The sequence below is a fragment of the Nonomuraea cavernae genome (genome assembly GCF_014646355.1).
Taxonomy (GTDB): domain Bacteria; phylum Actinomycetota; class Actinomycetes; order Streptosporangiales; family Streptosporangiaceae; genus Nonomuraea; species Nonomuraea cavernae.
Genome location: NZ_BMNH01000002.1, coordinates 46,298 through 71,902 on the forward strand (window position 1 = coordinate 46,298; position 25,605 = coordinate 71,902).

Genomic DNA, 25,605 nt, shown 5'->3' on the forward strand with positions numbered 1-25,605 from the left:
CGGCCGGTAGGCCCGAATCCCCGGGGTTCACAGCCAGGCGACGCGGCTCTCCGGCGACGGGCGCCTCGCACGGTGGCATGACGTCTTCGGCAGGGTCGTGTGGCGTCCTCAGCGGGGCGGCGCGGCGTCGAAGGCGTCGAGGATGACGCCGGTGGCGTCCAGCGCGCGGGTGGTGGCGCCCAGCCGGGGCACCTCTCGCGCGCCGGGCCAGGTGTGGCCGCCGTCGCGCACGCTGTAGAGCCGCACCGTCACACCGCCCCGGCACGCCGTCCAGCCGCGCAGCCGTACCCCTCGGGCGGGAGTGCCGTCGGCGCGGCCGGTGCAGCCGAACGCGCGCGCCCAGCCGCCGGCCGCCTGCTCGACGGGCGGCAGCTTGACCAGCGCGCCCAGCTTGCGCAGCTTCTCCGAGGCGAACCGCAGGGGAGGGCCGCCCTCGTAAGGGACGACCCGGTCGGCGACCCCGTGGAAGGCGATGACCGTCGTCGGCCGCGGATCGTCGCAGGGCCGCACGATGTTGACCCCGGCGACCAGCCCGACGCCGGCCAGCCGGCCGTTCAGGGCGCACACCAGCCCGGCCGACATGCCGGCCCCCAGCGACATGCCGGCCGCGAACTCGTGGCGGCGGTCGACGCACAGGCCCTGTTCGAGCCGGTCGAGCAGCGCGCCCAGGAAACCGGTGTCGTCGGGGCCGCCCATGTGCGGCAGGGTCCAGCCGAACCTGCCCTCGGCCGACTGCGGGGTGGCCACGATGTAGCCGCGCCGCGCCCCCACGTCGGGCAACCGGCTGTAGACGGCCTGCTCGACCGCGTTGGACCCCATGCCGTGCAGGTTGAGCAGCACCGGGTGCGGGCCCGGACCGGCGGGCAGCGACAACAGGAACCTGCGCTGCAGCCCGCCGAAGGACATCAGATGCTCGCCACGCGCCAGCACCGGCCCGGCCGCGCACCCCGCCGACCCAGCCGGCGGGCTCGCCGTCACCGCCGGCGAGGCGGAGGAGGCGGAGGAGGCGGAGGAGGCGGGGGAGGGCGTGACAGGGGAGGGCGAAGCCTCACCGCACCGGGCGGCCAGCGCCGCCACGAGCGCCACGCCGATCACGAATCTGACCATCGCGCCTCCGCATAAGATCATACAAAGGACATGTCGACTCTCCCGGCGAGGTGTGGATGACCTTCTCGACGATCCTGGCGGCCGGATCTCTCGCCGCGGTGGCGGTCATCGTCGTCCGGCAAGCCTGGCTCGCCCTCTCACGCAGGCCCGCCACCCGCCGCAGGACGCCCAGCGGGATCGTGATCGAGCCGCACGCGAACCCCATGCCGGGCGCGACCGACTCGTTCGGGTGCGACAGCTCCGGAGGCGGAAACTGACCGTTGCGTCACCGGCCGTGCTCGGCTGAGCGGCCCGCCCACTCCGCCGCCAGCAGCGACCAGACCTCGGTGTCGTGCCGGACTCCCCGGTACGGGAACTGCTCGCGCAGCACCCCGTCCAGCCGCATGCCGAGCCGCTGGGCGACGTTGCGGCTGGCCGTGTTCTCCAGGCGGGTGAGCCACTCGACCCGGCGGATGCCGCGCACGTGCACCGCCCAGTCGATGAGACGTCCCGCGGCCCGGGTGATCAGCCCCCGCCCCTGCCCGGCCGGCTCCAGCCAGCAGCCGATCTCGCAGGTGCCCGCGACGGCGTCGAAGGCCACGAACATGATCCCGCCGACGAGCGTGCCGTCCAGCCAGATGCCGTACAGCCGGCCCGCGTCACGGGCGGCCAGGTCGGCGTAGCGCTGCAGCGAGGCGCGCGCCGAGTCCAGGTCGGTGCTGCGGCTCGCCCACGGGACCCACGGGTCCACCGCGTCACGCGCCCGGTCCAGGTGGGCGAGGAACTCCTCGGCCTGCCACGGCTCCAACGGGCGCAACTCGGCGCCGTCCCCCAAGAAGATCGCGAACATCCGCGTACCGTACCAGCGTGGCGCCCGTGCTCAGACGATCGGGGGACGGCCACCACGAGTCAGCCGCAGCACGGTGCGCCAGGACATCGGCCGGCGCGACCCGTGCCCGCCCCTCATCCCCTCCCGCAGACCGGCGAACCAGACGGCGAGGCCGGCGCGCGACCGGAACCGGGCCACGCTGAGCAGCGTCCAGTTCGCCAGATAGAGCGGGATCAAAAGAGCGGGCAGGCGGCGGTAGGCGAGCCAGACCCGGTTGCGGGCGACGAACCGGTAGAAGTCGGCATGCCCGCGCCCACATTGCGGCCCTGCGGGATGCCCTCGTTGGCGGGCAGGGTCACCGCGCGCACGCCGGCCGGGACATGGTCGGGCTCGACCCCGTTACCGACGACGACCACCCGCAGATCGACACCCCGCTGGGCCAGCAAGGAGGCCATGGCCCGCGGGAACGCGTCAGGCCGGTCGTTCATGGTGAGGACCACCACGTCGACGGTGGTCTTCGGGTCAGGCATCATGTCTCCCGGACGTGAGAAGTCAGTGCCGGGGGAGACGGTAGACGGACACGTGGGAACGCGACCGCGCGGTGAAGCGGAAGCGCGCGCAACTCGGGCACCCACAGCTCGATCACGAACCGGCCGCCCGGCGTGAGATGACGGGCGGCGTTGCGGAAGCAGGCGACCTGCCCGGCCTGAGTGAGCAGGTTGGAGATCGTGTTGAAGACGAGAGAGACGAGCGCGTACTCTCCCGGCGCGACCGCGGTCGCCATGTCGCCGACGACGACCGGGATCGTCGCTTCGTCCAGCCGCATGCCGCCCACCATGCCCGCGAAGGGCAGGCGTTGTCCAACACCGCTGGGACGAGCGCCCGCCAGGCGAGCCGTCAGCCCGGTCGCCTGATGCTCTCGAAGATCCGGGCGAAGCCCTCCTTTCCGTGGCCCGCGTCGATCTGCCGCTGGATGAGGCGCTGGACCATGGCGACCACCTCGGTGCTGACGCCCTGGTCGGAACTGGCGGCCAGGAGGTCGCCGAGGTCGGAGAACTCAAGGCTCTGCTGTCCTTCGACGGTGTAGTCACCGCCGTCGATGACCGCGGCGTACTCCTGGAAGCCGTCGGTCATGGCGGTCAGGAAGGGCGCGGCCATGGCGGCGAACTCGCGCGCCGTCACGCCGGCCGGCGCGACCATGGCGGCGCCGTGCATGAACCCGGCGAACATCACGTACATGCCCGAGAGCAGGGCGAGGTCGTACAGGGACGCCAGTCCGGCGTCGTCACCGAAGTAGGTGCCGCCTCCCCACAGGTCGAGCAGCGGCCTGTGCTGATCGAAGACCTCGGCCGACCCGCTGTAGAGGATCGACGCCCCCGGCCGGCCGATCATGTCCGGTACGGCCATGATCCCGCCGTCCAGATACGCGACCCCGGCCTGAGCCGCCCAGGCGGCCATCTCCCGTGCCTGAGCCGGCCGCGTCGTGGTCACGTTGATCAGGGCCCGGCCGGCCAGCTCCCCGGCGAGCGGATCGAGCACCTCACGGACCGACGCGTGGTCCAGCAGACAGGCGATCACCAGCCGGCCGCCCCGGACCGCGTCACCGGCCGTGGCGGCGAGCCGCGCGCCCCGCGCGACCAGGTCGTCCGCCTTGCCCGGTGAGCGGTTCCAGACCGTCGTCGGATGCCCGGCCCGCACCAGGGCGCCCGCCAGAGCGCTCCCCATCGCCCCCAGCCCGAGAACGCTCACCTGCACGTTGTCATCGCTCGTCATGTTCGGTGCCCCCTTCGGTTCATCGTCGCGACGATCCTTTCGGCTACCGGTAGAGTTGACCAGTACTCACTATTTAGTCAGGTACTTACTTGTGGGTAAGTACGTCTTTGGAGCGGCCGGATGGCGACAGCGGCACGACGGGGCCCCTACTTCTGCGGCGTCGACGCGGCGATGGACGTGGTCGCCGGCAAGTGGAAGTCGCTGATCCTCTGGGAGCTGGACCACCACGGGACCCGCCGGTTCGCCGAGCTGCGGCGCGGCCTGCCGGGCGTCAGCGAGAAGATGCTGATCCAGCATCTGCGGGAGATGGAGGAGGACGGTCTCGTGCACCGTGAGGTGTACCTCCAGGTGCCTCCGAAGGTCGAGTACTCCCTGACGGAGCACGGCGTCTCGCTCAACGCCGCCCTGGCCGGCCTGGGGACATGGGGCACCGAACGCATACGGCGGATCGGAGCCGCGAAGGTTTTCACCGGGGACGAGCATGATCATTCATAACCCCCCATAATCGCGGTTATAGGGTGGTGATCTCCTCGGAACCCCCCGAAGGAGTTCACCCCACCCGAAAGCGAACACCATGGGCGACAACCAGCAGCCGGCCCCCATCCGCCCTCAGCAGATGCGCGTCTCCCACGACGAACGCGAAGCGGTGGTGGAGCGGCTGAACACGGCCGCCGCCGAAGGGCGCCTCGACTTCACCGAACTGGAAGTCCGGCTGGAGCTGGCACTGAACGCCAAGACCTACGCCGAACTGACGCCGCTCACCGCCGACCTGCCCCAGGAGGTCCCCGCGGAGCCGCTGGTCCTCAAAGGAGGCCTGAACGGCGCGGCACGAACGGGACGCTGGCGGGTACCCGCGCAGATCACCGTGTACGGCGGCCTGGGCAGCGCCAAGCTCGACTTCACCCAGACCGAATGCCGGCTGCCCGAGATCGCCATAGAAGCGCACGGCCAGACCGGCGGAGTCACGATCATCATCCCCGACGGGTGGGTGGCGGAGACCTCAGAGATGAACGACGGCCTCGGCGGCTTCAAGGACAAGACCACCTCGGAGCGCCTGCCCGGCACGCCGCGGGTCCGGCTCACCGGCAACGGCGGCACCTCAGGCGTGGTCATCCGCCACCCGAACAGCTGGGAACGCCGCGTGCAGCGCCGCAGCCAGGAGCGTTGAGCGACCACGCCGGCCGGCGCCCCATGCGGCGTCCACCAGCGACACGAACCCTGAAGCCGAGGAACGCCCCGCAGGAGGTCAGCCGATGACGACTCCCGGCGCACGGCTCCACGCCACGGGCACCCCCGCCCCGCGGCAGGCGATCACCGAGATCCCCGCCCCCCGTTCCACCGAGCCGGCGTTGCGTCCGGGCAGCGCCATCGTGTTCCCGCCCGGTCTGCCCGGCCACGTGCGCGACCTGACGAAGGCGTGGCTGCTGTCCTACGACTCCCCGAACACCCGCGACACCTACCGGCGCGAGATCGAGCGATGGTTCGGCTTCTGCGCCGAGACCGGCCTCGACCCGCTGCAGGCGCGCAAGTCCCACGGCGACGTCTACACACGCTGGCTGGAACGACGAGCCGGTAAGCCGATCCCGCCCAAGACGATGAACCTGCGGATCTCGGCCGTGTCGTCCTGGTACGACCACCTGTCCGACGAGGACGTGATCGACGCCAACCGGTTCAAGGGCACCCGGCGGCCGAAGGTGAACCGGCAGCACTGCGAGACCGTGGGCCTCACCCGCGCCCAAGCCCGTGACCTGTTGCACGCCGCCGACCACGACCACGGCCGGGAACGACTCCGCACGGCGGCGCTCATCCGGCTGCTCACGCAGACCGGCGTCCGCGTCACCGAAGCCCTGGCCGCGCAGCTGACCGACCTCGGGCACGAGCGCGGCCACCGCACCCTGCGGATCGCCGGCAAGGCCGACGAGCCGAAGACGCGGAAGGTCCCGCCGGCGGCGGCGCACGCGATCGACGGCTACCTGACCCACCGCGCCGAACGCGCCGGGATCACGGTGGAGCAGCTCACCGGGCCGCTGTTCGTGTCCGCCTCCGGGCGGCGGCTCGACCGTAAGGACGTCTACGAGCTCGTGGAGCGCATCGGCCGTCAGGCCGGGATCGCCGGGCTGCACCCGCACCAGCTCCGGCACACGTTCGCCACCCGGCCGAGGAGGCGGGCGTGAACGTGAAGAAGAACGGCCGCTGCTCTAATCTGGCCCACGACGTGAGGGGGTGAGAGTCCGTGGCACAGGGGCAGGACGGTCCCGGCGCCGTCGCCTTGGACGCCGTCCTTGAACGCATTGTCCGCAAATGAGTAACGTGTGATCGTGCGTATCCCCCAAGGTCAGAGCCTGATCCCCGCGATCGGCTACATCCGGGTCTCGATGATGCTGGAGGAGAAGATCTCCCCGGACATCCAGCGGACCGCGATCAAGGAGCTGGCCCGCCGCCGTGGCTTCCGGATCATCGAGTGGGTCGAAGACCTTGACGTCTCCGGCCGGACCTTCCAACGGAAGATCATGAAGGTCATCTCTGACGTCGAAGAAGGCACGTCCAAGGCGATCCTCGTCTGGAAGTACAGCCGGTTCGGACGCAACCGGACCGGCAATCAGCTCAACCTCGCCCGCGTTGAGAAGGCCGGCGGCGAGCTGGTCTCCGCGACCGAAGAGATCGACGCCCGTACAGCGGTCGGCAAGTTGACGCGCGGCGTGCTGTTCGAGCTGGCCGCGTTCGAGTCCGACCGGGCCGGTGAGCAGTGGGGCGAGGCGTTCCAGAACCGTCTTGCTCGCGGGCTTCCTCCGCTCGGTGCCGCCCAGTTTGGGTACATCAGGCGCGGTCGGGCCCGTCACCCGCTCTACCACGACAGGACCCTTGCTGCTCCGGAGGACGGCCCGGAACGCTACGAGCCGGATCACGCAAGCGGTTTCGCTGGCATCCTCGCGGACAGCTACGACCGATGGATCGCCGATCGGAACTTCTCTCGCCTCGCCGACTGGGCGAACGCTCGCGGCGCACGGACGACAACCGGCGGGAAGTGGAAGCCGGGCGAGATGACGCGGATGATGGACCGGGGTTTCGCAGCTGGCCTGATCTGTGTCCACCATCGCGACTGCCGGTGCTCCAAGCCGTCGTCCTGCCGCACCAAGGAGTACCACCCCGGCGCGCACGACGCTGTGATCAACATGGAGACGTGGGAGACCTACAAGAGGCTCCGAAAGATCACCTCGGCACTGCCGCCGCGCGCCAGGAGAGCCGTCTACCCGATGTCCAAGCTGTGCAAGTGTGGCTACTGCACCAACACCATGTACCCGCTCAAGGTCAACCACAGCGGCCGCATGGGGTGGGTCTGCGGGTCGATCTACCGCAAGCGCTACAACGTTCCCAGATGCGGCACTCGGTTTGTGACGATGGAGGCCGTCGAGGAAGCGGTTCAGCAGGTGCTCGTCGAGTGGCTGCCCGACATCGAGGCCGAGGCCGCTCTGGCGGTGGCCGGCCTCCAGGTCCACGAAGGCGGGGATTCCCAGCCGGAGATGCTTCGCCGTGAGCTGGAGCGGATCGACAAGGCTCTCGAACGGCAAACCGAGTTGCTGATCAACGAGGTGATCCCGCAGTCGGTCTACGAGCCGGTGCGTGACAGGCTGCTCCGCGAACGCGAAGCGGTTTTGGACTCGCTCGCCGAGTTCGAGGACCGACCGGATCCGATCGACCCGATGGACTGCGTGCCGGTGATCGAAGGACTTATCCAGGAGTGGGACAGTCTGCCTGCTGATCGACTACGGGACATCCTTGGCGAGGTGATCAGCCACGTGGACGTGTACCGGGAAGATCGCACGACTGCGTGGATCGTTGTCCACTCGGCGTGGGGGGAGACGAGGCGGCGCGAACTGACCAGCCGTTTCAGCAAATGGCGAAGTCGGGAGACTGCGGGATGATCGGCCGACCTTCACGAAGGAGAACTATCGGCTAAATGAGAAACGGCCCGCAGTGCGGGCCGTCCCTGAAGCAACCAACTTCATCGCGTTGCTATCCCTGCTCGTTTGCTTGGCGGCGATCCCGAGCTGGGTGTGCTTCGCGTTGCCCTCGTGGGGGCCTTTCTCTCGGAGTAGAAGATAACACGCCTGTCCTCGGTTTACGAAAAAACCGAAGCCGGGGCGCGTCGGCGCACGTCGACGGACACCCCCATCACGCCCATCCCCATGGATGAGCAGAAACTTGCACCCACCCGCGCCACGTGGCTCGACGCGGTGGACTACCTCGCCCGCGCCCACTGCAACCGGCAGCGGCACCGCAACCTCATGCGCCTTGCATGGCAGCTCACCACCCGCACCGACGCCACCATGATGACCGCGCCCAAGCGCGGCGCGACCTGGGACGTGCTCGCCGAAGAGGTCGGCGTTTCGCGCCGCACCATCGCCTACCTCCTCGCGTGGATGCGCGAGCACCAACTGCTCATCACCGTCACCACCGGATCCACCGCACGGACCCGTCCGGGCAGCCTGTGGGGCCGCATCGACGACGGCCTCGGCAACCTCGCTGCGGAGTACGCCCTCACCATCCCGGCCGAACTGCTGGCCGACGACCTCGAGGTGCCGGAACTCGAACAAGAGGAAGACGTTCCCTGGCCGGTCGAAACCATCGCTGAACGCCCCACGTTTTCCCACGTCAGCGGGCATGTGGAACAAGATTGCACCCCCGCTGTTTGGGGTTTCTCTTCTGAGAGATCTCTCCCTAACGCGGGCGCGCGAGAGAGCTCCGAGCCCACGGGCCCGTCCCCCTCGTGGCCACGCCACGCAACGCCCCGCAGCAAGAGAGACCAGATCGCGGCGTGCGAACGGCTCCGCCGTGACAACGCACTCACCCTCGGCATCCTGTCGACGAAGGACCTGCGGTCGCTGCTGCGTCTGCTCTTCGTTGCAGGGTTTACCGTCGCCGATGTGGAGCACGCGCTGAACCGGATGCCGGACGGGCAGCAGTGGGGCGACATCGACCCCGGCCGGCTGGCGGGCACGGTCGAGCGCAGGCGCGGCATGAGGGCCCGGATCCGGCACCGCGCGGGCCTGTGGGTTGATGCTGCTGGTGCGCCGCTGGCGCGATCGGCGTCACAGCAGGCCGAAGACGCCGAGATCGCGATGTGGCGGGCCCAGGAGCGTCGACTGAGCGTCATCTGGGGCACGCCCGAGCCGGTCGACCAGGCCACGCCCGTGGTCGTCGACCTGGACGAGCGGCGGACACCGCCCGCGGAGTACGTGACCGCCCGGGCGGCGCTGTGGACCCGACTGGGGGAGGGGGCGTGACGGGCAGCTCGTCGCCGAAGGTGCCGAAGCATCTGCTGGATCTCGCTGGCCGGTTCTTCGATGCTGGGTGGAGTCACGGGGATGTGCTGCACGCGCTGAACAACTCACCGGACGGCCCTCAGGCAGTGTGGGGCGACCCGATGCGGTGGGAGGTGGCCAAGGCCAGGCTGCGGCTTTGGATGGACGAGTCGATGCGGCCGATACTGTCGCGGTCGCAGCAGGTGGCCCGCGCCAACTCAGCAAGGATGCGAGCACAAGCGCTAGCGCGAGCGGAGCTGGGGGATGCGCGTCGGCGGGCGTCGCCGGATCCGGAGGCGGCAGCCGCGCGGGCGCGGGCGATTGTGGCGCGGGTGTTGCCGACTGTGGCTGAGCCGTTGGCCGGGCGGGCGCCGAAGGTGGGGTCGCGTGCGGATCGGGAGCGGTGGCGTCGGCTGGATGAGGCGGCCGCGGCCGCGGTGGAGGCGGGGGCTGTGGCGGAGGTGTGGGAGCCGGAACCTGAGCCAGTCGTGGATGCGGGGGAGGAGGCGCGGTTGCGGGCAATGCGGCGGGCGCGGTGGGAGCGGACGAACCGCAAGGGCGAACCCGGCACCGGGTGACGAGCACAGGATGAAGCCCTGGGCGTGATTCTCAGGATGGCACGGCTCGCTGCCCCCGCCAGGACGTCGCAGTGTTAAGCCGACTGGGCCTGCTCCTTGGGTGGATCGTCGAGGAAGTGGGGCGGCGGGCTTGCGTGCCTCTTCGCTTCTGCCGAGTTGTACTGCGCCCTGGTCAATTTCGCGCCAGTGAGAATCGCGTCGGTCAGGTCCGCTTTGATCAGCCTCGCACCGGTCAGGTCCGCGTCCGCCAGCATCGCGCCGGTCAAGTCCGCGCGGGTCAGGAGGGCGCCGGTCAGGTCCGCGTCCGCCAGGATCGCGTCGGTCAAGTCCGCGCGGGTCAGCATCGCGCCGATCAGGTCGGCGCTGGTTAGGTCCGCGTCGGTCAATTTCGCGCCGGTCAGGTCCGCACCGATCAGATCCGCGCCGGCCAGTTTCGCACCAGTAAGATCCGCGCCGACCAGTCTCGCAAGAGCTAGGTTCGCGCCGGTCAGGTCTGCGCCCAACATGTTCGCCCGGCTGATTACGGTGAGAGCGGCCTGAACGTCAGCGGGTACCTTGCGAAAGGGCTCAACCTGCGTCTTCCCATCCTCTGCCACCTGGGCTGCTGGCTGTGCGGGATCGGGTGCGTACTCGCGCACGAAGGCGGTAAGGACCTCTTGGACGGTGCTGTGGTCGCGTTCGGAGTCCCGGGCGATGCGCTCAAGTGCGTAGATGCCGCCGATGCGGATGTGCAGGTTGTCGGAGTCGCCGAGCTGCTGGATGGCTTTGGTGTAGCGGTCGGTCACCTGGCCTTGCTCGGTCAGCTCCAAGGTGCGGGTCGAGGTTTGCTGGGTCAGCTCGACGGCACGGCGGGCGGTTTCGGCGTTGCGGGCTGTGTAGTAGACAGCAGCCAGCGCGACTACTCCGGTGGCGATGGCGAGCGCTCTTCCGCGGACGGCGTCGGCCGCGGTCGCGAGGTCCTTCTCCGGCAGTTTGGTAACGTCCACATCGAGGTCGACGACCCATCGGGCACCGGGCCCCAGCATCCAGACGAGTCCGGCGAGGAGCAACACCGCAGCCACGAGCAGGATCGTGCGTTGGGAGGGCAGGCGTCGACGCTTGTCCGTCATGTGCCGAGCGTAGAAGGCTGGCCTTGCTGAACGGTTGCGATCGACTCGTTTCACCGTCGCCTCCCATGGCGGCTGGCGCTGTGCGTGAGAGGGCTGACGTGTGGGAGCCTGAGCCAGTAGTGGACGCGGCGGAGGAGGCATGGTCGCGGGCGGTGCGGCGGGAGCTAGCGAACCGCAGCGCGGCGCGGCAGGCCCCGCCGGACCCTCACGATCGTGGCCGGTCCTCGCATTGACGCTAGCACTCTCGTTTGCGTGCGTGAGCGCTCCTGATCGCGAGGTGCGAGTGGAAGTCATTGTCTTCGAATAGGCTGACACAGATGCCCAACGCACAATAGAATCAAGAACCTGCAATCATATATCCATACCGACCCAGTCAATATATGCACCCAATCGGGAAACAAGATACGGCATATTAGTGAGGTATTCTTTGCCTGACTACGACTTCAAGACGCTGTCACCTACGGATTTCGAGTTGCTAGTGCGGGATCTCCTGGCAGCAGAATACGGATGGAAGCTCGAAGCTTTCGGAAGCGGCCAAGATGGCGGAGTTGACTTAAGAGGATGGGTAGGCGGCAAGAAAGTCGTCGTTCAGTGCAAACACTACGCAGGATCCACATTCGCCGATTTGGGTAGATCGGCACGCGAAGAGCTGCCAAAGATGAATAAGGAGCGGCCCGACCGGTATCTCTTCGCGACGACACAAAACCTAAGCCGCACCCAGAAGGACTCCCTAGCTAAGGATCTTTCCCCATGGCTTGCCAACCCAGGCGACCTTTTGACGCAGCTTGATCTGAATGAATTGCTTAGCAGGCATCAAAGAGTTGAACGTCAACACTTTAAGCTCTGGCTCGCCTCAACTGGAATGCTTGAGCTTATTGTTCGCAGCGGTTTGTGGGCACGTAGCGAAGCACTAATGGAGGATATCCGAGATCGAGTGAAACTGTACGTGCGTAGCCCTGGTTACGACCGAGCGTCCACCCGACTCGATGACACCCATGTCGTAGTTCTAACAGGAGTGCCCGGTGTGGGCAAGAGTATGTTGGCCGAGATGCTATTGCTCGCGCATTGGCATGAAGGCTGGCAAGTCATCTTGATATCATCAAATATTGACGAAGCCTGGGATGCCTACCGCCCAGGCGAGCAACAAATCTTCTTCTACGACGACTTCCTCGGTCAGACCGATATCAGCGAGCGCGGCAACAAGAACGAAGACGCCGGTATCGTGCGTTTCATGGATCGAGTTGCAAAGGATTCGACCAAGCGAATAGTCATGACCACGAGATCGCAAATCCTGCGGCAAACAGCTCTGACCAGAGAGCCTATTGCACGGGGAAATTTCGAGCTTCGCGAGTGTGTTGTAGAGGTTGCCGACTACAGAGCGGTGGAGCGGGCACAAATACTCTACAACCACTTGTATTTTTCCAAGCTGCCGCGCCAGGTTCTGCGGGACTATGTTGCGGGTAAGCACTATTGGCAAGTAGTGGACCACCCCAACTTCTCCCCTCGCGTTATTGAGCAGGTGATCAAGCGAGGCAGCCAAAGCGCTGAGACACTGGCGAAGAGTTTGGTCAATACGCTCGCTCGCCCCATTGATCTGTGGGGCACGATGTTCGCCACAGTACTCTCCGATGCAGCTCAGCGCGTGGTCCTGACCCTTGCGACGTTCCCTGTAGAGGGCGTGGACCCTAACACTCTACGGAAAGTTGCTAGGCGCGACACTCGCCCCATAGATTTCACCAACGCTCTTCGCGCCCTGGAGGGCACATTCATTCAGATAGGCACGTCACCTCCTATTAAAGAAACTCGGGTCGCCTACGCAAACCCAAGCGTCCGCGACTTTGTCTTGGCGACTCTCGACGAAGAACCTGAATACGCCCTTTCACTTATCAACGACGCTTGCAGCCTAAATCAGATCTTGACGCTACTAAGATATGCAGCAGCTACCACTAACGGCGGGCATAGATTTCCTAATCTCGCCGCTGCGCTAATTAGTGAGCAGCATAACGTTGCAAACCGCATCGAGGAACTCATGCTGGAAGGCATCCGAACCGCTAATTCGACCAAGTATCCGCACGTGGAGATCAACAGCGTTCTGCGGCCAATTGCAGAACTCCTCACTCTAACGCGACAACTTGCACCAGAGAGATCGCCACAACTTTTGAGCCGAGCATTGAGTGTACGGAGCCAGTTTGATGCTTATGCAAATACGGACATCCTAGATAATCTAAACCATGCGTTCATCGAGCACGAGAAAGGACGACTCGATGAAGTTAAGACGCAGGCCCGCGAGTTGATCTGCGCCTGGGGCGATGCTCTATCTATAAGTGAGGAGGTTGAGAAATTCGCTTCATTCGTTCAAGCAAATAAACCCTTGCTTGCGCCGCACTTCGACCCTATCCCACTACTTAAGCAGTACGCGGAAGCAGCGTTGCGGTCCGACGTCGACAATATCTCAAGCAATAGAACAGACGAAGATAGCGACAGTCAATGGCTCGATGAAATCGAAGGTCTCGCCGAGACTATCGGCCTCGCTGACGAGTTGCGAGATGATATCGAGCGCGAACGGAGTAACACTGCACAACACTATGCCGAAGAAGAGTCACACGATTTTTCGGATAGATCGCGCTCTGGTTACTCGGCAACCTCGCGGTTGGACACTCATAAAGACCGCGCGTATATAGGCGAGATCTTTCAACAGTTGTCGTAATTGCACATCGGCCGTCCTTTCTCGCCGGTGAGGTCTTCTTGGTCGCCCGCCACTCACAGACATGGGCTGATAACCCTGGGCACACTCCAGATGGGGTGTAGGTACCCATGCTGGTGAATTACGTGACGCGCAGCGGGATGAACATCCGCGCGGAGATCAACGGACGCAACGGACAATGCGATTTCCTGCTCAGCCCCGCCTGGCCCGCGCACAGGGAGGGCTGCGATGCGGCCCGCGGAGCTGGACGTGCGGGTGGGCGTGGTGTTTACACCGGATGTCCGTCCTGGCTTGGGATCGCAAGGCTCCTCGGAGCACTCGCGTGCGCTCTAAGACGCGTGTTTCCCAACGTCGAAGGTCGTTTTGCAAACGCGACGAACTTATGCAATGATGATCTCATCAAAACACAACTTGACCTTTGGAAACGCGGTAAAACTCCGGAGACAGCAACAATCATCGCCCACCGAAGTCTCCTGCCCAAACTGTCCCGGAGCTACTAATGCAAGCAGAAAGGCAAGCATGATTATCACCGCGCCCCCGGCGGAGGCCGACCCTCCCGCCACCGCCGAGATCGCCGAGACCATGCTCAGCCTGCTGCGGCGACTGGCCAACGCCAAGGCCCGGCGCATCCTGCCCGACCAGTACGACAGCGTCACCGACCAGCTCATCGAAAGCCTCGCCGCCCTGCTGCAGGAGTTCGACTGGCCGCGCGGCATGGCGCTGGAAGCGATCAACTACGCCATGACCAACGGCACCACGATGCGCGACGCGATGTACGCCACCCAGACCGGCTGACCCGACCAGCCCTGGCCCAGCGGCACCCACCGCCAGGCCCACACAACCAACCCAACCTGGCCTTACTGCTAGCACTACAGCTAGTAGTAAGGCATCCCCCAAGGAGAACCAACATGGCACCGAAGCCCACCCTTGAGCAGGGCACGATCATCGACACCTTCGTCCCCGGCGACAAGAACCTCGTCGTCGAGGCCGGCGCAGGCTGCGGCAAGACCAGCGTGCTCAAGATGGCCGCCCGCGCAGTCCCCAAGCGCAAGGGCCTGTACATCGCCTACAACAAGGCGATCCAGGTCGAGGCGGCCAAGAGCTTCCCCGACTCCGTCACCTGCAAGACGTCGCACGGCCTGGCCTTCGGCGCGGTCGGCCGTCAGTACGCCCACAGGCTCAAGGCGCCCCGCATGAAGAGCGAAGACGTGGCGAAGCTGCTGAAGATCAATGACCCGATCTACGCGCCGAACGCGCTGATCCCTCCGGCCCACGTCGCCCGGATCGTTATGTCCACCGTCGCCACGTTCACCCGCAGCGCCCGCACCAACATCCTCCACCAGCCGGTGCCGCGCATCCCCGGCCTCGACGACCCGGACACGATGCAGACCCTGGCCGCAGAGATCCCGCTGCTCGCCGCCAAGGCATGGGAAGACATCCGCGACCCCCGCGGCCGCCTGCCCTTCAGCCACGACTGCTACCTCAAGATGTGGTGCCTGTCCGGTCCTCAGCTCACCAAGTACGACTACATCCTGTTGGACGAGGCGCAGGACTCCAACCCGCCCGTTGCGAAGATGGTCGAGGCCCAGCGGCACGCCCAGCTCGTCCTCGTCGGCGACCCCTCCCAGTCGATCTACGGGTGGCGCGGCGCTGAGGACGCCATGTCCAAGTTCAACGGCGTGCGGCTGACGCTGTCGCAGAGCTTCAGGTTCGGCGAGGTCGTCGCCGAGGAGGCGAACCTGTGGCTGGGGTACCTGAACGCGCCGCTGCGGCTACGCGGGTTCGAGCAGATCAACTCCCGCCTCGCCACCTTGACTGAGCCGGACGCGATCCTGTGCCGCACCAACGGCACGGCCATCGCCCAGGTCATGGAACAGCTGAACGCCGGCCGCCGTGTCTCCCTCGTCGGCGGCGGCGACCAGATCCGTAAGCTCGCCGAGGCGGCCATGCAGCTCAAGGACGGGCGCGGCTGCTCCCATCCGGAGCTGTTCGCGTTCAAGACGTGGGCCGAGCTGCAGGAGTACATCGAAGAGGACGAGGGCAGCGACCTGCGGCCGTTCGTCAATCTCATCGACGCCCACGGCGCGGACGTCGTGCTGAACACCGTATCCCGGCTCGTCCCCTCGGACCGCGCCGACGTGGAGATCTCCACCGCGCACAAGGCCAAGGGCCGCGAGTGGCGCCGCGTGAAGGTCGCCGACGACTTCCCCGAGCCCAAGCCCACCGACGACGACAAGCCCGGCCGGATCTCCCGCCCTGACGCGATGCTCGCCTACGTCACCGTGACCCGCGCCCAGTACGAGCTGGACAACACCGGCCTCAACTGGATCCGCCACTACCTGTAACCCGCTGCGCCTGATGCCAGCAATAGTGCTGGCATCAGGCGCTCAGACCCGGCCGCCCGGCCGAGCCTGATCCCTCCAACCCGAAAGGGAACAACATGCCCAACCCGAACCGCGGCCTCATCACGGTCATCCTCGACCGCTCCGGCAGCATGCACTCCGTCAAGGCCGACACCGAAGGGGGCCTGAAGGCATTCCTCGCCGAGCAGGCCACCAACCCGCGCGAAACCTTTGTGTCGCTCTACCAGTTCGACGACCGCTGCGAGCCGGTGTACGAGTACTGCGCCCTGGCTGACGTCCCCGACTACCGTCTCCAGCCGCGCGGCAGGACCGCGCTGCTCGACGCCATCGGCAAGACCCTCACCACCATGCGCGACCAGTTCGACGCCATGCCCGAGGGCGACGTCCCCGGCCACGTCTCCATCGTGATCCTCACCGACGGGGAGGAGAACGAGTCCAAGGAGTGGCGCTCACGCCGCCAGATCCGCCGCCTGATCGCGGACCTGCAGAAGAACGGCTGGACGTTCATCTTCCTCGGCGCGGACCAGGACGCGTTCGCCGCCGCACGCGACATCGGCATCGGCGCCGACACGACGCTGTCGTACTCCTCCCGCCGCACCACCGAGAGCATGACCCGCGCCGGGCGTCTGGTGTCGCGCGGCGGTAGCGGGTTCACCCAGGACGACCGCGACGCCACCCGCTACTGACCCCCCTGCGGCCCCGCCCACCCAGCGGGGCCGCCAATCCCAACCGGCAAGCAGAAAAGCTAGCCAGAAAGGCCACCCAACCCATGGGCAAGACCGCCACGAAAGGCCGCAAGCGGCGCACCGTCACTCCGGCAATGCAGGCCAGATCTGCGGCGAGCAAGGCCGCCGCGAACGAGCTGCTGCACAACTACGCCGTGCTGTGCCTGAACAACCCCGTCGAGTTCGAGGCGTACAGGCAGGCCGCGGCCAGCCTCGGCTGGAAGCTCGACCCCGCGAGTAGCGAGCCGGGCTACTCCCTGCTGAACATCGCCCTGCTCCTGTCGCAGAGGCGTGGCCTGACCCACTGCGCCGGCTTCCGTGACTGGCTCGCGCAGGGCCGTCAGGTCGCCGTTAGCGAGGAGGCGCTGGGGACGTTCCGCCGTATCGGCCGCAAGAAGCAGAACGAGGCCCAGGGCAAGCCGAAGCCGGAGGACGGCCAAGACGGCGAGAAGAGGAAGGAACGCAACCGCGGCTACTACGTGAAGCGCGGCACGTTCGACGTGTCCCAGACCGTCCCCAACACGCGCTGCCCGCACTGCGGCACCGAGCCGGACGGCACCGAGCGCAGCACCGCCCAGTGCCCCCCGACGTGTCCGGTGTTCCTGCCGAGGGACAGCGTGCTCCCTCCGAGGGACTACATCACGAACCTCCTGTCCGCGCAGATCAAGGACGACGACGAAGACGAGGGCGACGAGTGACCCGACCTCCGAACCCGGCCACGAAGACCGGCCGCGCCCAGATCGCCCGGCAGGCCCGCCGCCACGGCTACTTCCACAACCGGGACAACTTCACGATCGCAGTGAAGTGCCCCCTGTGCGACGAGAGGCCGAGCGGTCCCGAACCCGGCTACGGCGAGAGCGTCACCAAGGCGCTCGACGCCCTCATGGACACCCACCTCCTCTACGACTGCCCGAAGGGACCACAGCAGTGACCACCGAGATCACCCTGGCGAAGCGGTACGTTCTCGCCGGTACGCCCGGCTGGGGCGAGCACGACCACACGATCCGCTCGCAGGGCCTGGCCGTCGCCAACGCGCCCCGCCCGCTCATCGGCAACCCCACCTGGTACGGCGACTGGATGCACGGCCGCCATTACGCGGCCGGTCCGCTCGACCAGCTGGTGAAGCACTGGCATGCGGACGACGCCGTCCTGCTCGTGGAGCTCACGCCTCAGACCATCGTACGGAAGGTCGCGAGCTACATCACCAGCTGCGGCCACACGCTGGAAAAGGTCGCCGAGTCCTACGAGGACGCTGTCGGTGACCTCGCACACGAGATGGGCCTGCCATGGGATGACGCTTGGCTACAGGTGGCGTTCCTCCCCGCCCCGAAGGGGGTTGACGCGTTCACCCGCATCCCGGTGTGCGAGCACAACGTCCAGGCGCAGGCGTGGTTCCTGCAGGTCGTCCAGCCCGGCAACCCGCTGCCGGAAGACGTTGAGCTCGGCCTGATCGGCCAGGGTGCCCCGGACTCTCTGCTGACCCTGATGGCCAGGGCCGCCGCGATCGAGGGCCGGGCTGACCAGTTCCAAATCAGCTACCTGCACAAGGACCTGTGCCGCACTGCGGACGACCCTGCCGGCATCTGACCATCCCAGTTCTAGCTGCGAGGCGGCGGCCACCCACCGCCGCCCCGCCCCACCCAACCGACCCGGAAAAGAGGCAAGTTGATCACCATCAGGCACAACCACGAGGACGGCACCCTCGTGTACGGCACCCGCAAGGGCGACGGCGTGTTCGAGATCATCAAGAAGTGGGAGAATGGCGGCTTCCGGTTCTTCCCCTCCCTCCGGATGCTCGGCCTGCGCAACAGCCGCGACCAGGTCGCCGACCGATACGCGATCAACGCCGCGGCGAAGGCCCTGCGCGAGGCCGGGTACGAGGTCGAGATCGAGATTGATGACAGCTTCCGCGACCGCGCGCAGGTCCTGGAGGACAAGGCGGACCGGCTTGAAGACCGCCGCGACGCGCTGGAGAACAAGGCCGGTCGGCACGCTGGCGCGGCGTCGGCCGCGCATGACCGGGCGCACCAGATCAGTGAGCGGTTCGCCGCTGGCCAGCCCATCCTGGTCGGCCACCACTCCGAGGGGCGGGCCCGAGCTGACCGGAAGCGGATGGACCAGGCGATGCGCAAGAGCATCGCCGAGAACGACACCGCGCAGGAAGTGGCCCGCCGCGCGAACGCGGTCGGCAGCCAGATGCGGCGCTCCGCGACTCCGGCCGTGACCGCGCGCAGGATCAAGACAGCCGAGTCCGAGCTGCGCAAGATCCAAAAGTCGCTGGACGGCTACACCCGCAGGCACCTCGACCACAAGGGACAGCCGTACTACATCGAGGTCCACGAGGGCGCCACCGGCGACCACCGGGAGATGCTGCTCGCCCGCAAGGCGCAGTTGGAGAACCAGCTCGAATACGACCGGGCGCAGCTCGCCGCCGCAGTCGAGGCGGGCGAGTACGTCCAGTGGGGCAAGCACAACGTGCACGTCGGCGACGTCGTGCACTACTGGGGGATTCGGGCGCGACCCGTGGTCAAGGTCAACACGGTCACGGTCGCTGTCGAGTCCGACTACTCCTGGCCCGACAAGGTGAGGTACACCGAAATCCGCGCCGTGGAATGCCCGCACGGCCAGGACGGGCCGACCGTCACCGCGCCGAAGCGGCCCGCGAAGCAGGCCCAGGCCAAGCCGAAGGCCGAGGTCCCGACGATCGACACCGACAAGCTCAAGGCCGCCGCCCAGACCGTCAGCCACATGCACGTCGGCGCCGACCGGGAGGCGTTCGTGTCGCCCCCCGCCGTGGTGGCACGGCTGATGGAGCTGGCCGAGATCGAGCCCGGCATGACGGTGCTCGAACCCTCGGCGGGCACCGGCAACATCGCTCTGGCGGCCGTCGAACTGGGCGCGGTCGTGGACTGCGTCGAGCTCGACAACAACCTCGTGGAGGTCCTGGCGTCCCGCGTCCCCGGCACGAACCTGCTGTACCGCCACGACTTCCTGGAGACGGACGCGTCGCAGCTCGGCACCTACGACCGGATCGTGATGAACCCGCCGTTCTCCGGCGGCAAGGACATCGCGCACGTCACCCACGCGCTCGACTTCCTCAAGCCCGGCGGCCGGCTCGTCGCGGTCATGGGCGGCGGCGTGGCCTTCCACAAGGTGAAGGCTGCGGCCGAGTTCCGGCAGCTCGTCGAGGACCGGGGCGGCTCGATCACCGCGCTCCCGGCCGACGCGTTCAAGTCGGCCGGGATCACGGTCACCACGGTCATCGTCACCATCCCCTGCTGACCTTCCGGAGCTAGCAGTTGACGCGAGCACAACTGCTAGCTCCTCTTCTCAAGGAGTTGCATCGTGCCCACCGACTCGAACCGGATGCTGACTGTCGCCCTGACCAGCGACATCTGGGACCACATCATCGACAGGCTCGGCGACTACGCCGACGAGGCCGAGGAACGCCCGTGGCTGGGCGACTGCCACGACTGCGACAAGGCCGACCCCGGCAAGTGCCCCCAGCACCAGCAGGAGGCCGAGTACGGCGCGCAGGTCCGCGTCTGGCGTGACCAGATCGTGGACCAGCTCACCGTCCAGACCGCGACGACGGCCGACCTGGTCAGGCGGACCGGGATGCCGCTGGACACGTCGCTGCGCGACGTGATCCTCCGCCCGTACATCGCGGTGCGGAACCTGCTCATGCGGGACGGCATCCTCACCCTCGGCGACCTGGCCGCCGTCAACGACGAGGACCTGTGTGGGATCAGGAACTTCGGCGCGGGCAGGTACGCCGAACTGCGGGCCGTGCTGCGCAAGGTCACCGCGAGCTGATGCTGCCGCAGCCGCTCTACCTCGCACCGCCGTCGACCCCGTCCATCCGGGAGCAGGTCGCCGCCGGCCGGTTGGGCGCGATCCTCAACCCCGCCAGCGGCAACGGGCTGCCCGAGGTGGGCCTGTTCGGCGTGGACAACGCGGTGTACGGCGGCAAGTACCCCGGCAACCGGAAGTACCTGAAGTACCTGGAACGGTTCGTCCCGTACGCCGACCGGTGCCTGTTCGTGACCGCGCCCGACGAGGTAGGCGACGCGTTCGCCACCGTGGCGCGGTCACGGTGCATGCTCAAGGAGATCCGCGCCATGGGGTTCCCTGCCGCTCTGGTCGCGCAGGACTTTATGGAGTTCTGCCCGCTGTGGGACTGGGACGAGTTCGACTGCCTGTTCATCGGCGGCAGCACGGCCTGGAAGCTGTCGCCTGCTGCGGAGAACCTCGGCCGTATCGCTAACAGCATCGGCATCTGGACGCACGTCGGGCGGGTCAACTCCCTGCTGCGTTACCGGATAGTCCGCTGGGCCCTCTCCGTTGATGGCACGTACCTGCAGCGCGCGGGTCCTGACCGGGCGCTGCCGACCGTCCTCGGCTGGGTCGACGCACTGCCTAAGGACGACGACCAGCCGCCTGGCCTGTTCGACACGCCTCCTCCGGACGACCTCGACCCGTGGGACGGCGGATACGACCTGGCGTCGTGGCACAAGCCCCCACCGCTGCTGCAGGCGACGCGGCGGCCCGTGCATGAACAACTTGCCTTGCTGTGAAAGGACAACCCCCGTGGAAAACACCCTGTTCGACCCGCCGCCGGCCGCTGAGAGGGCCGGGGCCACGCGAGGCTGGACGACGGTCACCCGCAAGAAGGTGACGGTCATCGTTGAAGACGAGTTCGCCGCCGCCGAGCCCATCATCCGGCCGGGCCAGCGCGACTTCTTCCCCCGCAACGCTACCTACCAGTGGGAGTGGACACCGGAACGCGGCTGGCTGCTCGGCCGGTACGAGGTGAGCGGGCCGAACCGGAAGGTGAACGGCGAGGTCGGCCTGATGATTGTGACTGAGCGCAGGTTCGGAACTGCCCCAGAGACCTGGGCAGGCTTCCCGGACTGGCTGTACCTGGCGATGGTTACCACCTGCCCCGACTGGGAGCCGCCCGCAGCACAGCTGCAGCCGACCGATGGCGCGGTCGAAGCTGTCATGGCGGCGGCGGCAGACCGTGAGTCCGTCAGCGTGAGCGATGACGACCTGGACCGGGGGCAGGGATGGTGACCAGCGTCCCGAGAGCAGCGAAGAAGCGAGTCACGCCGAAGGAGCGGGCCTCACGGAAGGAGCAAACCGCGCAACTGCGTAACCTCGGCATCACCGACCCGGCCTTGATCGGGGACCGTCTCGGCGTTCACGCACGGACTGTTCAGCGGTACCTGCGGGAGTTGGAGGGCGACGTCGACCGGCGGGTGATCCTTTACCCGGAGATCAAGCCGCAGGTGTTGGAGCACTTGCGCAGGTACCCACATCTGCGGCTTCCCGCTTACCAGCTCGCCCGAGTGCTCCAGGTGTCGGAGCGGTCGGGCAAGACCGTGAAACGCGCGTTGAGGAGCCTGGAACGGGAGGGCCTCGTGCGGCATGAGATCGGCACTCGCAAGGAGGGCGACTACAGCAGGGCCGTGAGGGTGATCCTGTGGTCGCTCGCCGAGCAGGGGCAGCCCGATGGCCAGTGAGCCGCGCGGCGTGGACGCTCGCCAGGCCGCGATCAGACAGACTCCCATCGGTCAGGGGCGCGGCATGTGGGGCATCTACTTCGGCCACCCAGGAGCGAACGAACGTGACGGGGTCACCTCCACTGCGCCTGACCACCGGCCGACCCTGTTGTCCCGCGTGGTCGACGAACCGTCCTGGCACCAGCTGTACCGGGGCGGCTGTCTCGGCTGCGACTGGGAAGGCGAGACGCGGCCCAGGAACGGCGACGCGGTAGAGGACGCGCACGACCATGCGTGGCCCGGCTGGCGTGACCTGCCCGCCGTGCAGCAGCCGAAAGCCAACTACGAGCGGTGGCTGACCGAGGTGAAACGCGCGTACCCGCCCGGCTGGCTGGCGGCTGGCGGCCCGATCGTCACCATCCGACCCGATTCCCGGTTCTCCCGGCACCAGCCCGGAAAAGCGCCGGGCGGCGGCTACGACCTGGCCGCCACGTACTACCAAGCCAGAAGATCGCGGGACAATCACCCTCAACCGACCCTTGACCTGGAGTTCCCTTCATGACCGACCTGACGAAGTGGCCGAGGCTGCTCGTTGCCGGTGACCCGGTGACGCGCGAGCAGGCCAACGAAATCCTCATCCGCACCGACGACTGGTGCATGACCGTCAACGACCGGGCGTGGAATGCGGCGGTGACGAGCCTGGCCGCCGAGTACGGCATGCCGATCGAGCCGCCCTTCGGCGTGGACATCGAGGTGAGGAAGGCGAGTTGGCAGGCGATGAAGGCGTGGCGTAAGCGGATAGGTGTCCTGCAGCTGCACTACCTGGACAACGCGCGTATCGGGTCGCCGTGGATCGGCGGCCCGAAGGGCTGGTGCGACTGGGACGGGCGGATCGGCTGTTCCACGTACAACATCGGCAAGTGGCCGACCGTGGAGGAACTGACCGCCGATTGGGAGATCATCGCCGCGGCGTTCCCGTTCCTCAAGCTGCACGCCCAGGTCGTCACGCACGAGGGGGAGGACGAGGTGGCTGCCACGTGGGCGGTCATGGGCGGCCGTGCCGCGCTGGTCGAACCGGTCGGCAAGGTAGCCCGCATCGAGCAGTTGGAAAGCGCGGACATCATCGCTCGCCTGGGGCCTGGCGGGGAACGCGGCGTCACCCTGGAGCGGCTGCGCGAGGCCCTGGAGCAGGTTGCGAAGGCGGCACTGTGAGCGACTGGACCGACCAATTGAAAGGGTGCAAGCAAAAGGGCTAGCACCGTCTCGCGCTTGAGGCCGGAGAACACGCTGAATACGTGGGACAACGAGCTATGTAAGGCGCGCATGCTCGCCCGCGCCGCCACCATGTAGACGCCAGCAGAGACACGAGGCGAAAGGCCCGAATTCACTCACATGGGTTCGGGCTTTTCCGTACCATGACTTCAATTCCACCAAGAAACGCGCAAGGACAGGAAGGGGGCGCGCCAGAGAGAACACGTCAGCCGGGATGTTGCGACCAGGGCGAACACACTGCCTGGTCCCTGCCCTGGCCGTAATGTGTCCGCTCATAGATTGGTGGAACTGACTACATGTCATCCGAACGTGCGATCTTGATCGCTCTCGCGGCCATCGCCGCTACCGCCATCGCCGCCGCCCTCATGCTCGCGGACGGTTCGACATGGCCCGCCGCGCTCTTGACCGGCCTTGCCGCTGGCGGAGCCACGCTTTGGGGGTTGCTCGGCTGGTTCGCCCGTCACTCGCGACCCTGAGCATGGGGAAGGGCCCGAACTCCCCTCTGGGCTGCCGGGGGTTCGGGTCCTACGTGCTGTACGGGGCTACCAGCCGCCCAGGTGCCGCATGCCGCCGCCTACGGTCGCAGCCCACCCACCCGTGTCGCTCGCTGTCCAACCGCCTGTGTCGCTCCCGTGTCTGATCATGGTCGCGAGCTTGCCAGCCCGGTCCGCCGGCCACAACCCCCGCTAGTTCGGCCGCCTCGATCCGCTCGGCCTACGGCTGGTCAGGTCCCGTCCCTGGTGTGCGTGGGTAGAGCGGGATGCCTCGCTTACGCAGCCATGCCTTGAGGGCGGTTTCGAGGATGTCCACCGGGCCGGTGGCGGTGTCCAGGCAGGCGACGGTGAGCCGGTTGTCCGTCTGGCGGGTGATGCGCGGCCCGATGGCCACGTCGTCGACCTCTTCTGCTGCCCGGCGGGTGCGCTTCTTCACGCTGCGTTCCCGCTTGGGGCGGGTGCCATCCGGGCTGCGGGGCGGCTCGGCGTCGTCAGGGATGCCGAGGAACTCGAAGTAGTCGACGAGGGCGGCTTCGACGATGCCGGAGATGCCGAGGCCGGTCTTCTCGTTGGCGAAGGTGAGGCGTTCGTTGGTGTGGTAGCTGATGCGGACGGCGAGGGTGGGTTTGTCCTGGCGGGTTTTGGTGCGCGGGCGAGATGCCGCTTGCTGTTCCGCTTGCTTGACCAGTGCCTTGCGGGCGGCGGCGGTTTGGGTCGAGCGGGCCATGGGCGGCTGTGTCTCCTTGGTGGGGCGGGCGTGGTGTCGTCTCCCACCTTTCCGTGCTTCGGTTTTTTCTGCAAGTGACGTTGCTTGCGTTTCGGGTGGCTGTGGGGGCGACGGGCGTATGGGAAACGTCCTTCGACGTGACGCTGAGAGTGTGCGCGTGTGGTGCTCAGGGCCAGCGTGAGCGTTGTTGATCATGGTTCGCGGGCGAGTGATCGTCTCGTGTCTCACGTCCGCGTAGGGAGCGTTTCAGCACCCTCTAAGGGTCGTTGCGAATTCGGAACGATCGTGCAAGAATAGCCAAGATCCAAACGCAAGCGAACGTGAGCACAACCCAACTCACGCAAGCGAAACCGCTAGCACCAACCAACCCAGAAAGGCAGACACGTGACCGACGCTCCCGAGAAGACACTCGACCGGATCCGCAAATACCTCGCCGTCGCAGAACACCCCGGCACCGGCGCCGAGGAGGCCGAAACCTTCCGCGAGCGCGCCTACAAACTCATGGCCACGTACGGCATCGAACGAGCGCACCTCGCCGCCGCCGGACAAATCACCGACGAACTCGCCAGCTTCCCCCTTGTCGTCGACAAGACCCACCAGGCCGAGCGGATCCTCCTCCTCACCGCCATCACCAGCGCCAAGCAGTGCCGCGTCCTGCAGTGGAAGCTCAACGGCAAGACGTACCTGATGGTCTCCGGCTACCAGAGCGACCTCGAAGCCGTTCAGATGCTCTACGCCTCCCTGTCGCTGCAGATGATCAAGGAAGTCGCCCACGTCACCCCTGCCGGACGCAAGAGCCTCGTCACCGCCCGCAAGTCCTTCATGGCCGGGTTCGCCAGCCGCGTCGGCGAGAAGCTTCGCGCGGCCAACAAGGCCGCCACCGTTGAGGCCGCGCACGTCGAAGGCCGCTCCACCGACGTCGTCCTGCGTGACCGGCAGGCCGCCGTCAACGACTACTTCAACCGCATGACCCCCAACACCGGCACCATCAAGGCGCGGAAGGTCGGAGACACGGACGCCTACTACGCCGGCCGCGAGGCAGGCGACCGCGCCGACCTCGGCGGCGGCGCCCGCCTCGGCTCCAGCGGCCAGCGCGCCCTCAACGCTTAACCCCCCGGCGGCGGGTGCCACCCAGCGC

General features: G+C 67.0%; 30 protein-coding genes. 22 read left to right on the forward strand and 8 right to left on the reverse strand.

Annotation, left to right across the window (positions count from 1 at the left end; translation table 11 throughout):
- Positions 1-108: 108 nt before the first annotated feature.
- Positions 109-1,107 carry a CE1 family esterase gene (locus tag IEY82_RS04245; RefSeq protein WP_189122643.1) on the reverse strand — a complete coding sequence of 333 codons (999 nt, stop codon included), beginning with the start codon at positions 1,105-1,107 and terminating at the stop codon, positions 109-111.
- Positions 1,108-1,163: 56 nt separating this feature from the next.
- Between IEY82_RS04245 and IEY82_RS04250 the strand changes: the two genes are divergently transcribed.
- Positions 1,164-1,364 (forward strand): hypothetical protein, encoded by a 201-nt coding sequence (locus tag IEY82_RS04250; RefSeq protein ID WP_189122644.1) that lies wholly within the window; start codon positions 1,164-1,166, stop codon positions 1,362-1,364.
- A gap of 8 nt (positions 1,365-1,372) precedes the next feature.
- Here the strand turns inward: IEY82_RS04250 and IEY82_RS04255 are convergent, their stop codons facing one another.
- The 5 genes from IEY82_RS04255 to IEY82_RS04270 all read right to left on the reverse strand — a co-directional run bounded on the left by IEY82_RS04255 (position 1,373) and on the right by IEY82_RS04270 (position 3,688).
- Complete coding sequence (locus tag IEY82_RS04255; RefSeq protein WP_189122645.1) at positions 1,373-1,936, reverse strand: GNAT family N-acetyltransferase; 564 nt, start codon at positions 1,934-1,936, stop codon at positions 1,373-1,375.
- A gap of 30 nt (positions 1,937-1,966) precedes the next feature.
- Positions 1,967-2,152: a hypothetical protein gene (locus IEY82_RS40085; RefSeq protein ID WP_308015923.1), complete on the reverse strand. Its 186-nt coding sequence runs from the start codon at positions 2,150-2,152 to the stop codon at positions 1,967-1,969.
- Positions 2,149-2,448 carry a glycosyltransferase family 2 protein gene (locus IEY82_RS40090; protein ID WP_308015922.1) on the reverse strand — a complete coding sequence of 100 codons (300 nt, stop codon included), beginning with the start codon at positions 2,446-2,448 and terminating at the stop codon, positions 2,149-2,151. The genes IEY82_RS40085 and IEY82_RS40090 overlap by 4 nt, the downstream gene beginning before the upstream one ends.
- The gene (locus IEY82_RS04265; RefSeq protein ID WP_308015921.1) at positions 2,445-2,741 is read right to left on the reverse strand and encodes a class I SAM-dependent methyltransferase; all 297 of its coding nucleotides are present in this window, start codon (positions 2,739-2,741) and stop codon (positions 2,445-2,447) included. Before IEY82_RS04265 ends, IEY82_RS40090 begins: the two co-directional genes overlap by 4 nt.
- A 71-nt stretch (positions 2,742-2,812) precedes the next feature.
- Positions 2,813-3,688 carry an NAD(P)-dependent oxidoreductase gene (locus IEY82_RS04270; RefSeq protein ID WP_189122646.1) on the reverse strand — a complete coding sequence of 292 codons (876 nt, stop codon included), beginning with the start codon at positions 3,686-3,688 and terminating at the stop codon, positions 2,813-2,815.
- A 120-nt stretch (positions 3,689-3,808) separates the two neighbouring features.
- Between IEY82_RS04270 and IEY82_RS04275 the strand changes: the two genes are divergently transcribed.
- From IEY82_RS04275 to IEY82_RS04300, 6 genes are all read left to right on the forward strand, one after another.
- Positions 3,809-4,183, forward strand: a complete 375-nt coding sequence (locus IEY82_RS04275; protein WP_189122647.1) for a winged helix-turn-helix transcriptional regulator — start codon at positions 3,809-3,811, stop codon at positions 4,181-4,183.
- Between the two features lie 79 nt (positions 4,184-4,262).
- Complete coding sequence (locus tag IEY82_RS04280; protein ID WP_189122648.1) at positions 4,263-4,856, forward strand: DUF1707 SHOCT-like domain-containing protein; 594 nt, start codon at positions 4,263-4,265, stop codon at positions 4,854-4,856.
- An 85-nt stretch (positions 4,857-4,941) separates the two neighbouring features.
- The gene (locus tag IEY82_RS04285; RefSeq protein ID WP_189122649.1) at positions 4,942-5,862 is read left to right on the forward strand and encodes a tyrosine-type recombinase/integrase; all 921 of its coding nucleotides are present in this window, start codon (positions 4,942-4,944) and stop codon (positions 5,860-5,862) included.
- A gap of 138 nt (positions 5,863-6,000) precedes the next feature.
- Positions 6,001-7,611 (forward strand): recombinase family protein, encoded by a 1,611-nt coding sequence (locus tag IEY82_RS04290; protein ID WP_189122650.1) that lies wholly within the window; start codon positions 6,001-6,003, stop codon positions 7,609-7,611.
- Between the two features lie 312 nt (positions 7,612-7,923).
- Positions 7,924-8,973, forward strand: coding sequence for a hypothetical protein (locus IEY82_RS04295; RefSeq protein ID WP_189122651.1), 1,050 nt, complete (start codon positions 7,924-7,926; stop codon positions 8,971-8,973).
- Entirely contained in the window at positions 8,970-9,569 is a 600-nt protein-coding gene (locus IEY82_RS04300; protein ID WP_189122652.1) for a hypothetical protein, read from the forward strand. Before IEY82_RS04295 ends, IEY82_RS04300 begins: the two co-directional genes overlap by 4 nt.
- Positions 9,570-9,643: 74 nt before the next feature.
- Here IEY82_RS04300 and IEY82_RS04305 read toward each other — a convergent pair whose 3' ends face one another.
- Positions 9,644-10,678 (reverse strand): pentapeptide repeat-containing protein, encoded by a 1,035-nt coding sequence (locus tag IEY82_RS04305; protein ID WP_189122653.1) that lies wholly within the window; start codon positions 10,676-10,678, stop codon positions 9,644-9,646.
- A 427-nt stretch (positions 10,679-11,105) separates the two neighbouring features.
- Here IEY82_RS04305 and IEY82_RS04310 point away from each other — a divergent pair, with 427 nt between their 5' ends.
- From IEY82_RS04310 to IEY82_RS04375, 14 genes are all read left to right on the forward strand, one after another.
- The gene (locus IEY82_RS04310) at positions 11,106-13,385 is read left to right on the forward strand and encodes an nSTAND3 domain-containing NTPase (RefSeq protein ID WP_189122654.1); all 2,280 of its coding nucleotides are present in this window, start codon (positions 11,106-11,108) and stop codon (positions 13,383-13,385) included.
- A gap of 516 nt (positions 13,386-13,901) precedes the next feature.
- Positions 13,902-14,177, forward strand: coding sequence for a hypothetical protein (locus tag IEY82_RS04315; protein WP_189122655.1), 276 nt, complete (start codon positions 13,902-13,904; stop codon positions 14,175-14,177).
- A 113-nt stretch (positions 14,178-14,290) separates the two neighbouring features.
- A complete protein-coding gene (locus IEY82_RS04320; RefSeq protein ID WP_189122656.1) occupies positions 14,291-15,727 on the forward strand; it encodes a UvrD-helicase domain-containing protein in 1,437 nt (478 codons plus the stop codon).
- A gap of 95 nt (positions 15,728-15,822) precedes the next feature.
- A complete protein-coding gene (locus tag IEY82_RS04325; protein WP_189122657.1) occupies positions 15,823-16,431 on the forward strand; it encodes a vWA domain-containing protein in 609 nt (202 codons plus the stop codon).
- A 134-nt stretch (positions 16,432-16,565) separates the two neighbouring features.
- Positions 16,566-17,168, forward strand: coding sequence for a hypothetical protein (locus IEY82_RS04330; RefSeq protein ID WP_189122658.1), 603 nt, complete (start codon positions 16,566-16,568; stop codon positions 17,166-17,168).
- Positions 17,165-17,401 carry a hypothetical protein gene (locus IEY82_RS04335; RefSeq protein ID WP_189122659.1) on the forward strand — a complete coding sequence of 79 codons (237 nt, stop codon included), beginning with the start codon at positions 17,165-17,167 and terminating at the stop codon, positions 17,399-17,401. The genes IEY82_RS04330 and IEY82_RS04335 overlap by 4 nt, the downstream gene beginning before the upstream one ends.
- Positions 17,398-18,057 carry a hypothetical protein gene (locus tag IEY82_RS04340; RefSeq protein ID WP_189122660.1) on the forward strand — a complete coding sequence of 220 codons (660 nt, stop codon included), beginning with the start codon at positions 17,398-17,400 and terminating at the stop codon, positions 18,055-18,057. Before IEY82_RS04335 ends, IEY82_RS04340 begins: the two co-directional genes overlap by 4 nt.
- 78 nt (positions 18,058-18,135) lie before the next feature.
- Entirely contained in the window at positions 18,136-19,752 is a 1,617-nt protein-coding gene (locus tag IEY82_RS04345) for a DUF3560 domain-containing protein (RefSeq protein ID WP_189122661.1), read from the forward strand.
- A gap of 63 nt (positions 19,753-19,815) precedes the next feature.
- The gene (locus IEY82_RS04350) at positions 19,816-20,286 is read left to right on the forward strand and encodes a DNA-directed RNA polymerase subunit alpha C-terminal domain-containing protein (RefSeq protein ID WP_189122662.1); all 471 of its coding nucleotides are present in this window, start codon (positions 19,816-19,818) and stop codon (positions 20,284-20,286) included.
- Entirely contained in the window at positions 20,286-21,047 is a 762-nt protein-coding gene (locus IEY82_RS04355) for a hypothetical protein (protein WP_189122663.1), read from the forward strand. Before IEY82_RS04350 ends, IEY82_RS04355 begins: the two co-directional genes overlap by 1 nt.
- 13 nt (positions 21,048-21,060) lie before the next feature.
- Positions 21,061-21,546 carry a hypothetical protein gene (locus IEY82_RS04360; RefSeq protein ID WP_189122664.1) on the forward strand — a complete coding sequence of 162 codons (486 nt, stop codon included), beginning with the start codon at positions 21,061-21,063 and terminating at the stop codon, positions 21,544-21,546.
- Entirely contained in the window at positions 21,540-21,995 is a 456-nt protein-coding gene (locus IEY82_RS04365; RefSeq protein WP_189122665.1) for a hypothetical protein, read from the forward strand. Before IEY82_RS04360 ends, IEY82_RS04365 begins: the two co-directional genes overlap by 7 nt.
- Entirely contained in the window at positions 21,985-22,536 is a 552-nt protein-coding gene (locus IEY82_RS04370) for a DUF6349 family protein (protein WP_189122666.1), read from the forward strand. The genes IEY82_RS04365 and IEY82_RS04370 overlap by 11 nt, the downstream gene beginning before the upstream one ends.
- Positions 22,533-23,186, forward strand: coding sequence for a hypothetical protein (locus tag IEY82_RS04375; protein WP_189122667.1), 654 nt, complete (start codon positions 22,533-22,535; stop codon positions 23,184-23,186). Before IEY82_RS04370 ends, IEY82_RS04375 begins: the two co-directional genes overlap by 4 nt.
- Before the next feature lie 774 nt (positions 23,187-23,960).
- On the opposite strand, the gene IEY82_RS04380 is transcribed toward IEY82_RS04375, so the two are convergent.
- The gene (locus IEY82_RS04380) at positions 23,961-24,467 is read right to left on the reverse strand and encodes a hypothetical protein (RefSeq protein WP_189122668.1); all 507 of its coding nucleotides are present in this window, start codon (positions 24,465-24,467) and stop codon (positions 23,961-23,963) included.
- 384 nt (positions 24,468-24,851) lie between these two features.
- Between IEY82_RS04380 and IEY82_RS04385 the strand changes: the two genes are divergently transcribed.
- Positions 24,852-25,577: a DUF2786 domain-containing protein gene (locus IEY82_RS04385; RefSeq protein ID WP_189122669.1), complete on the forward strand. Its 726-nt coding sequence runs from the start codon at positions 24,852-24,854 to the stop codon at positions 25,575-25,577.
- The last annotated feature ends 28 nt before the right edge of the window (positions 25,578-25,605 follow it).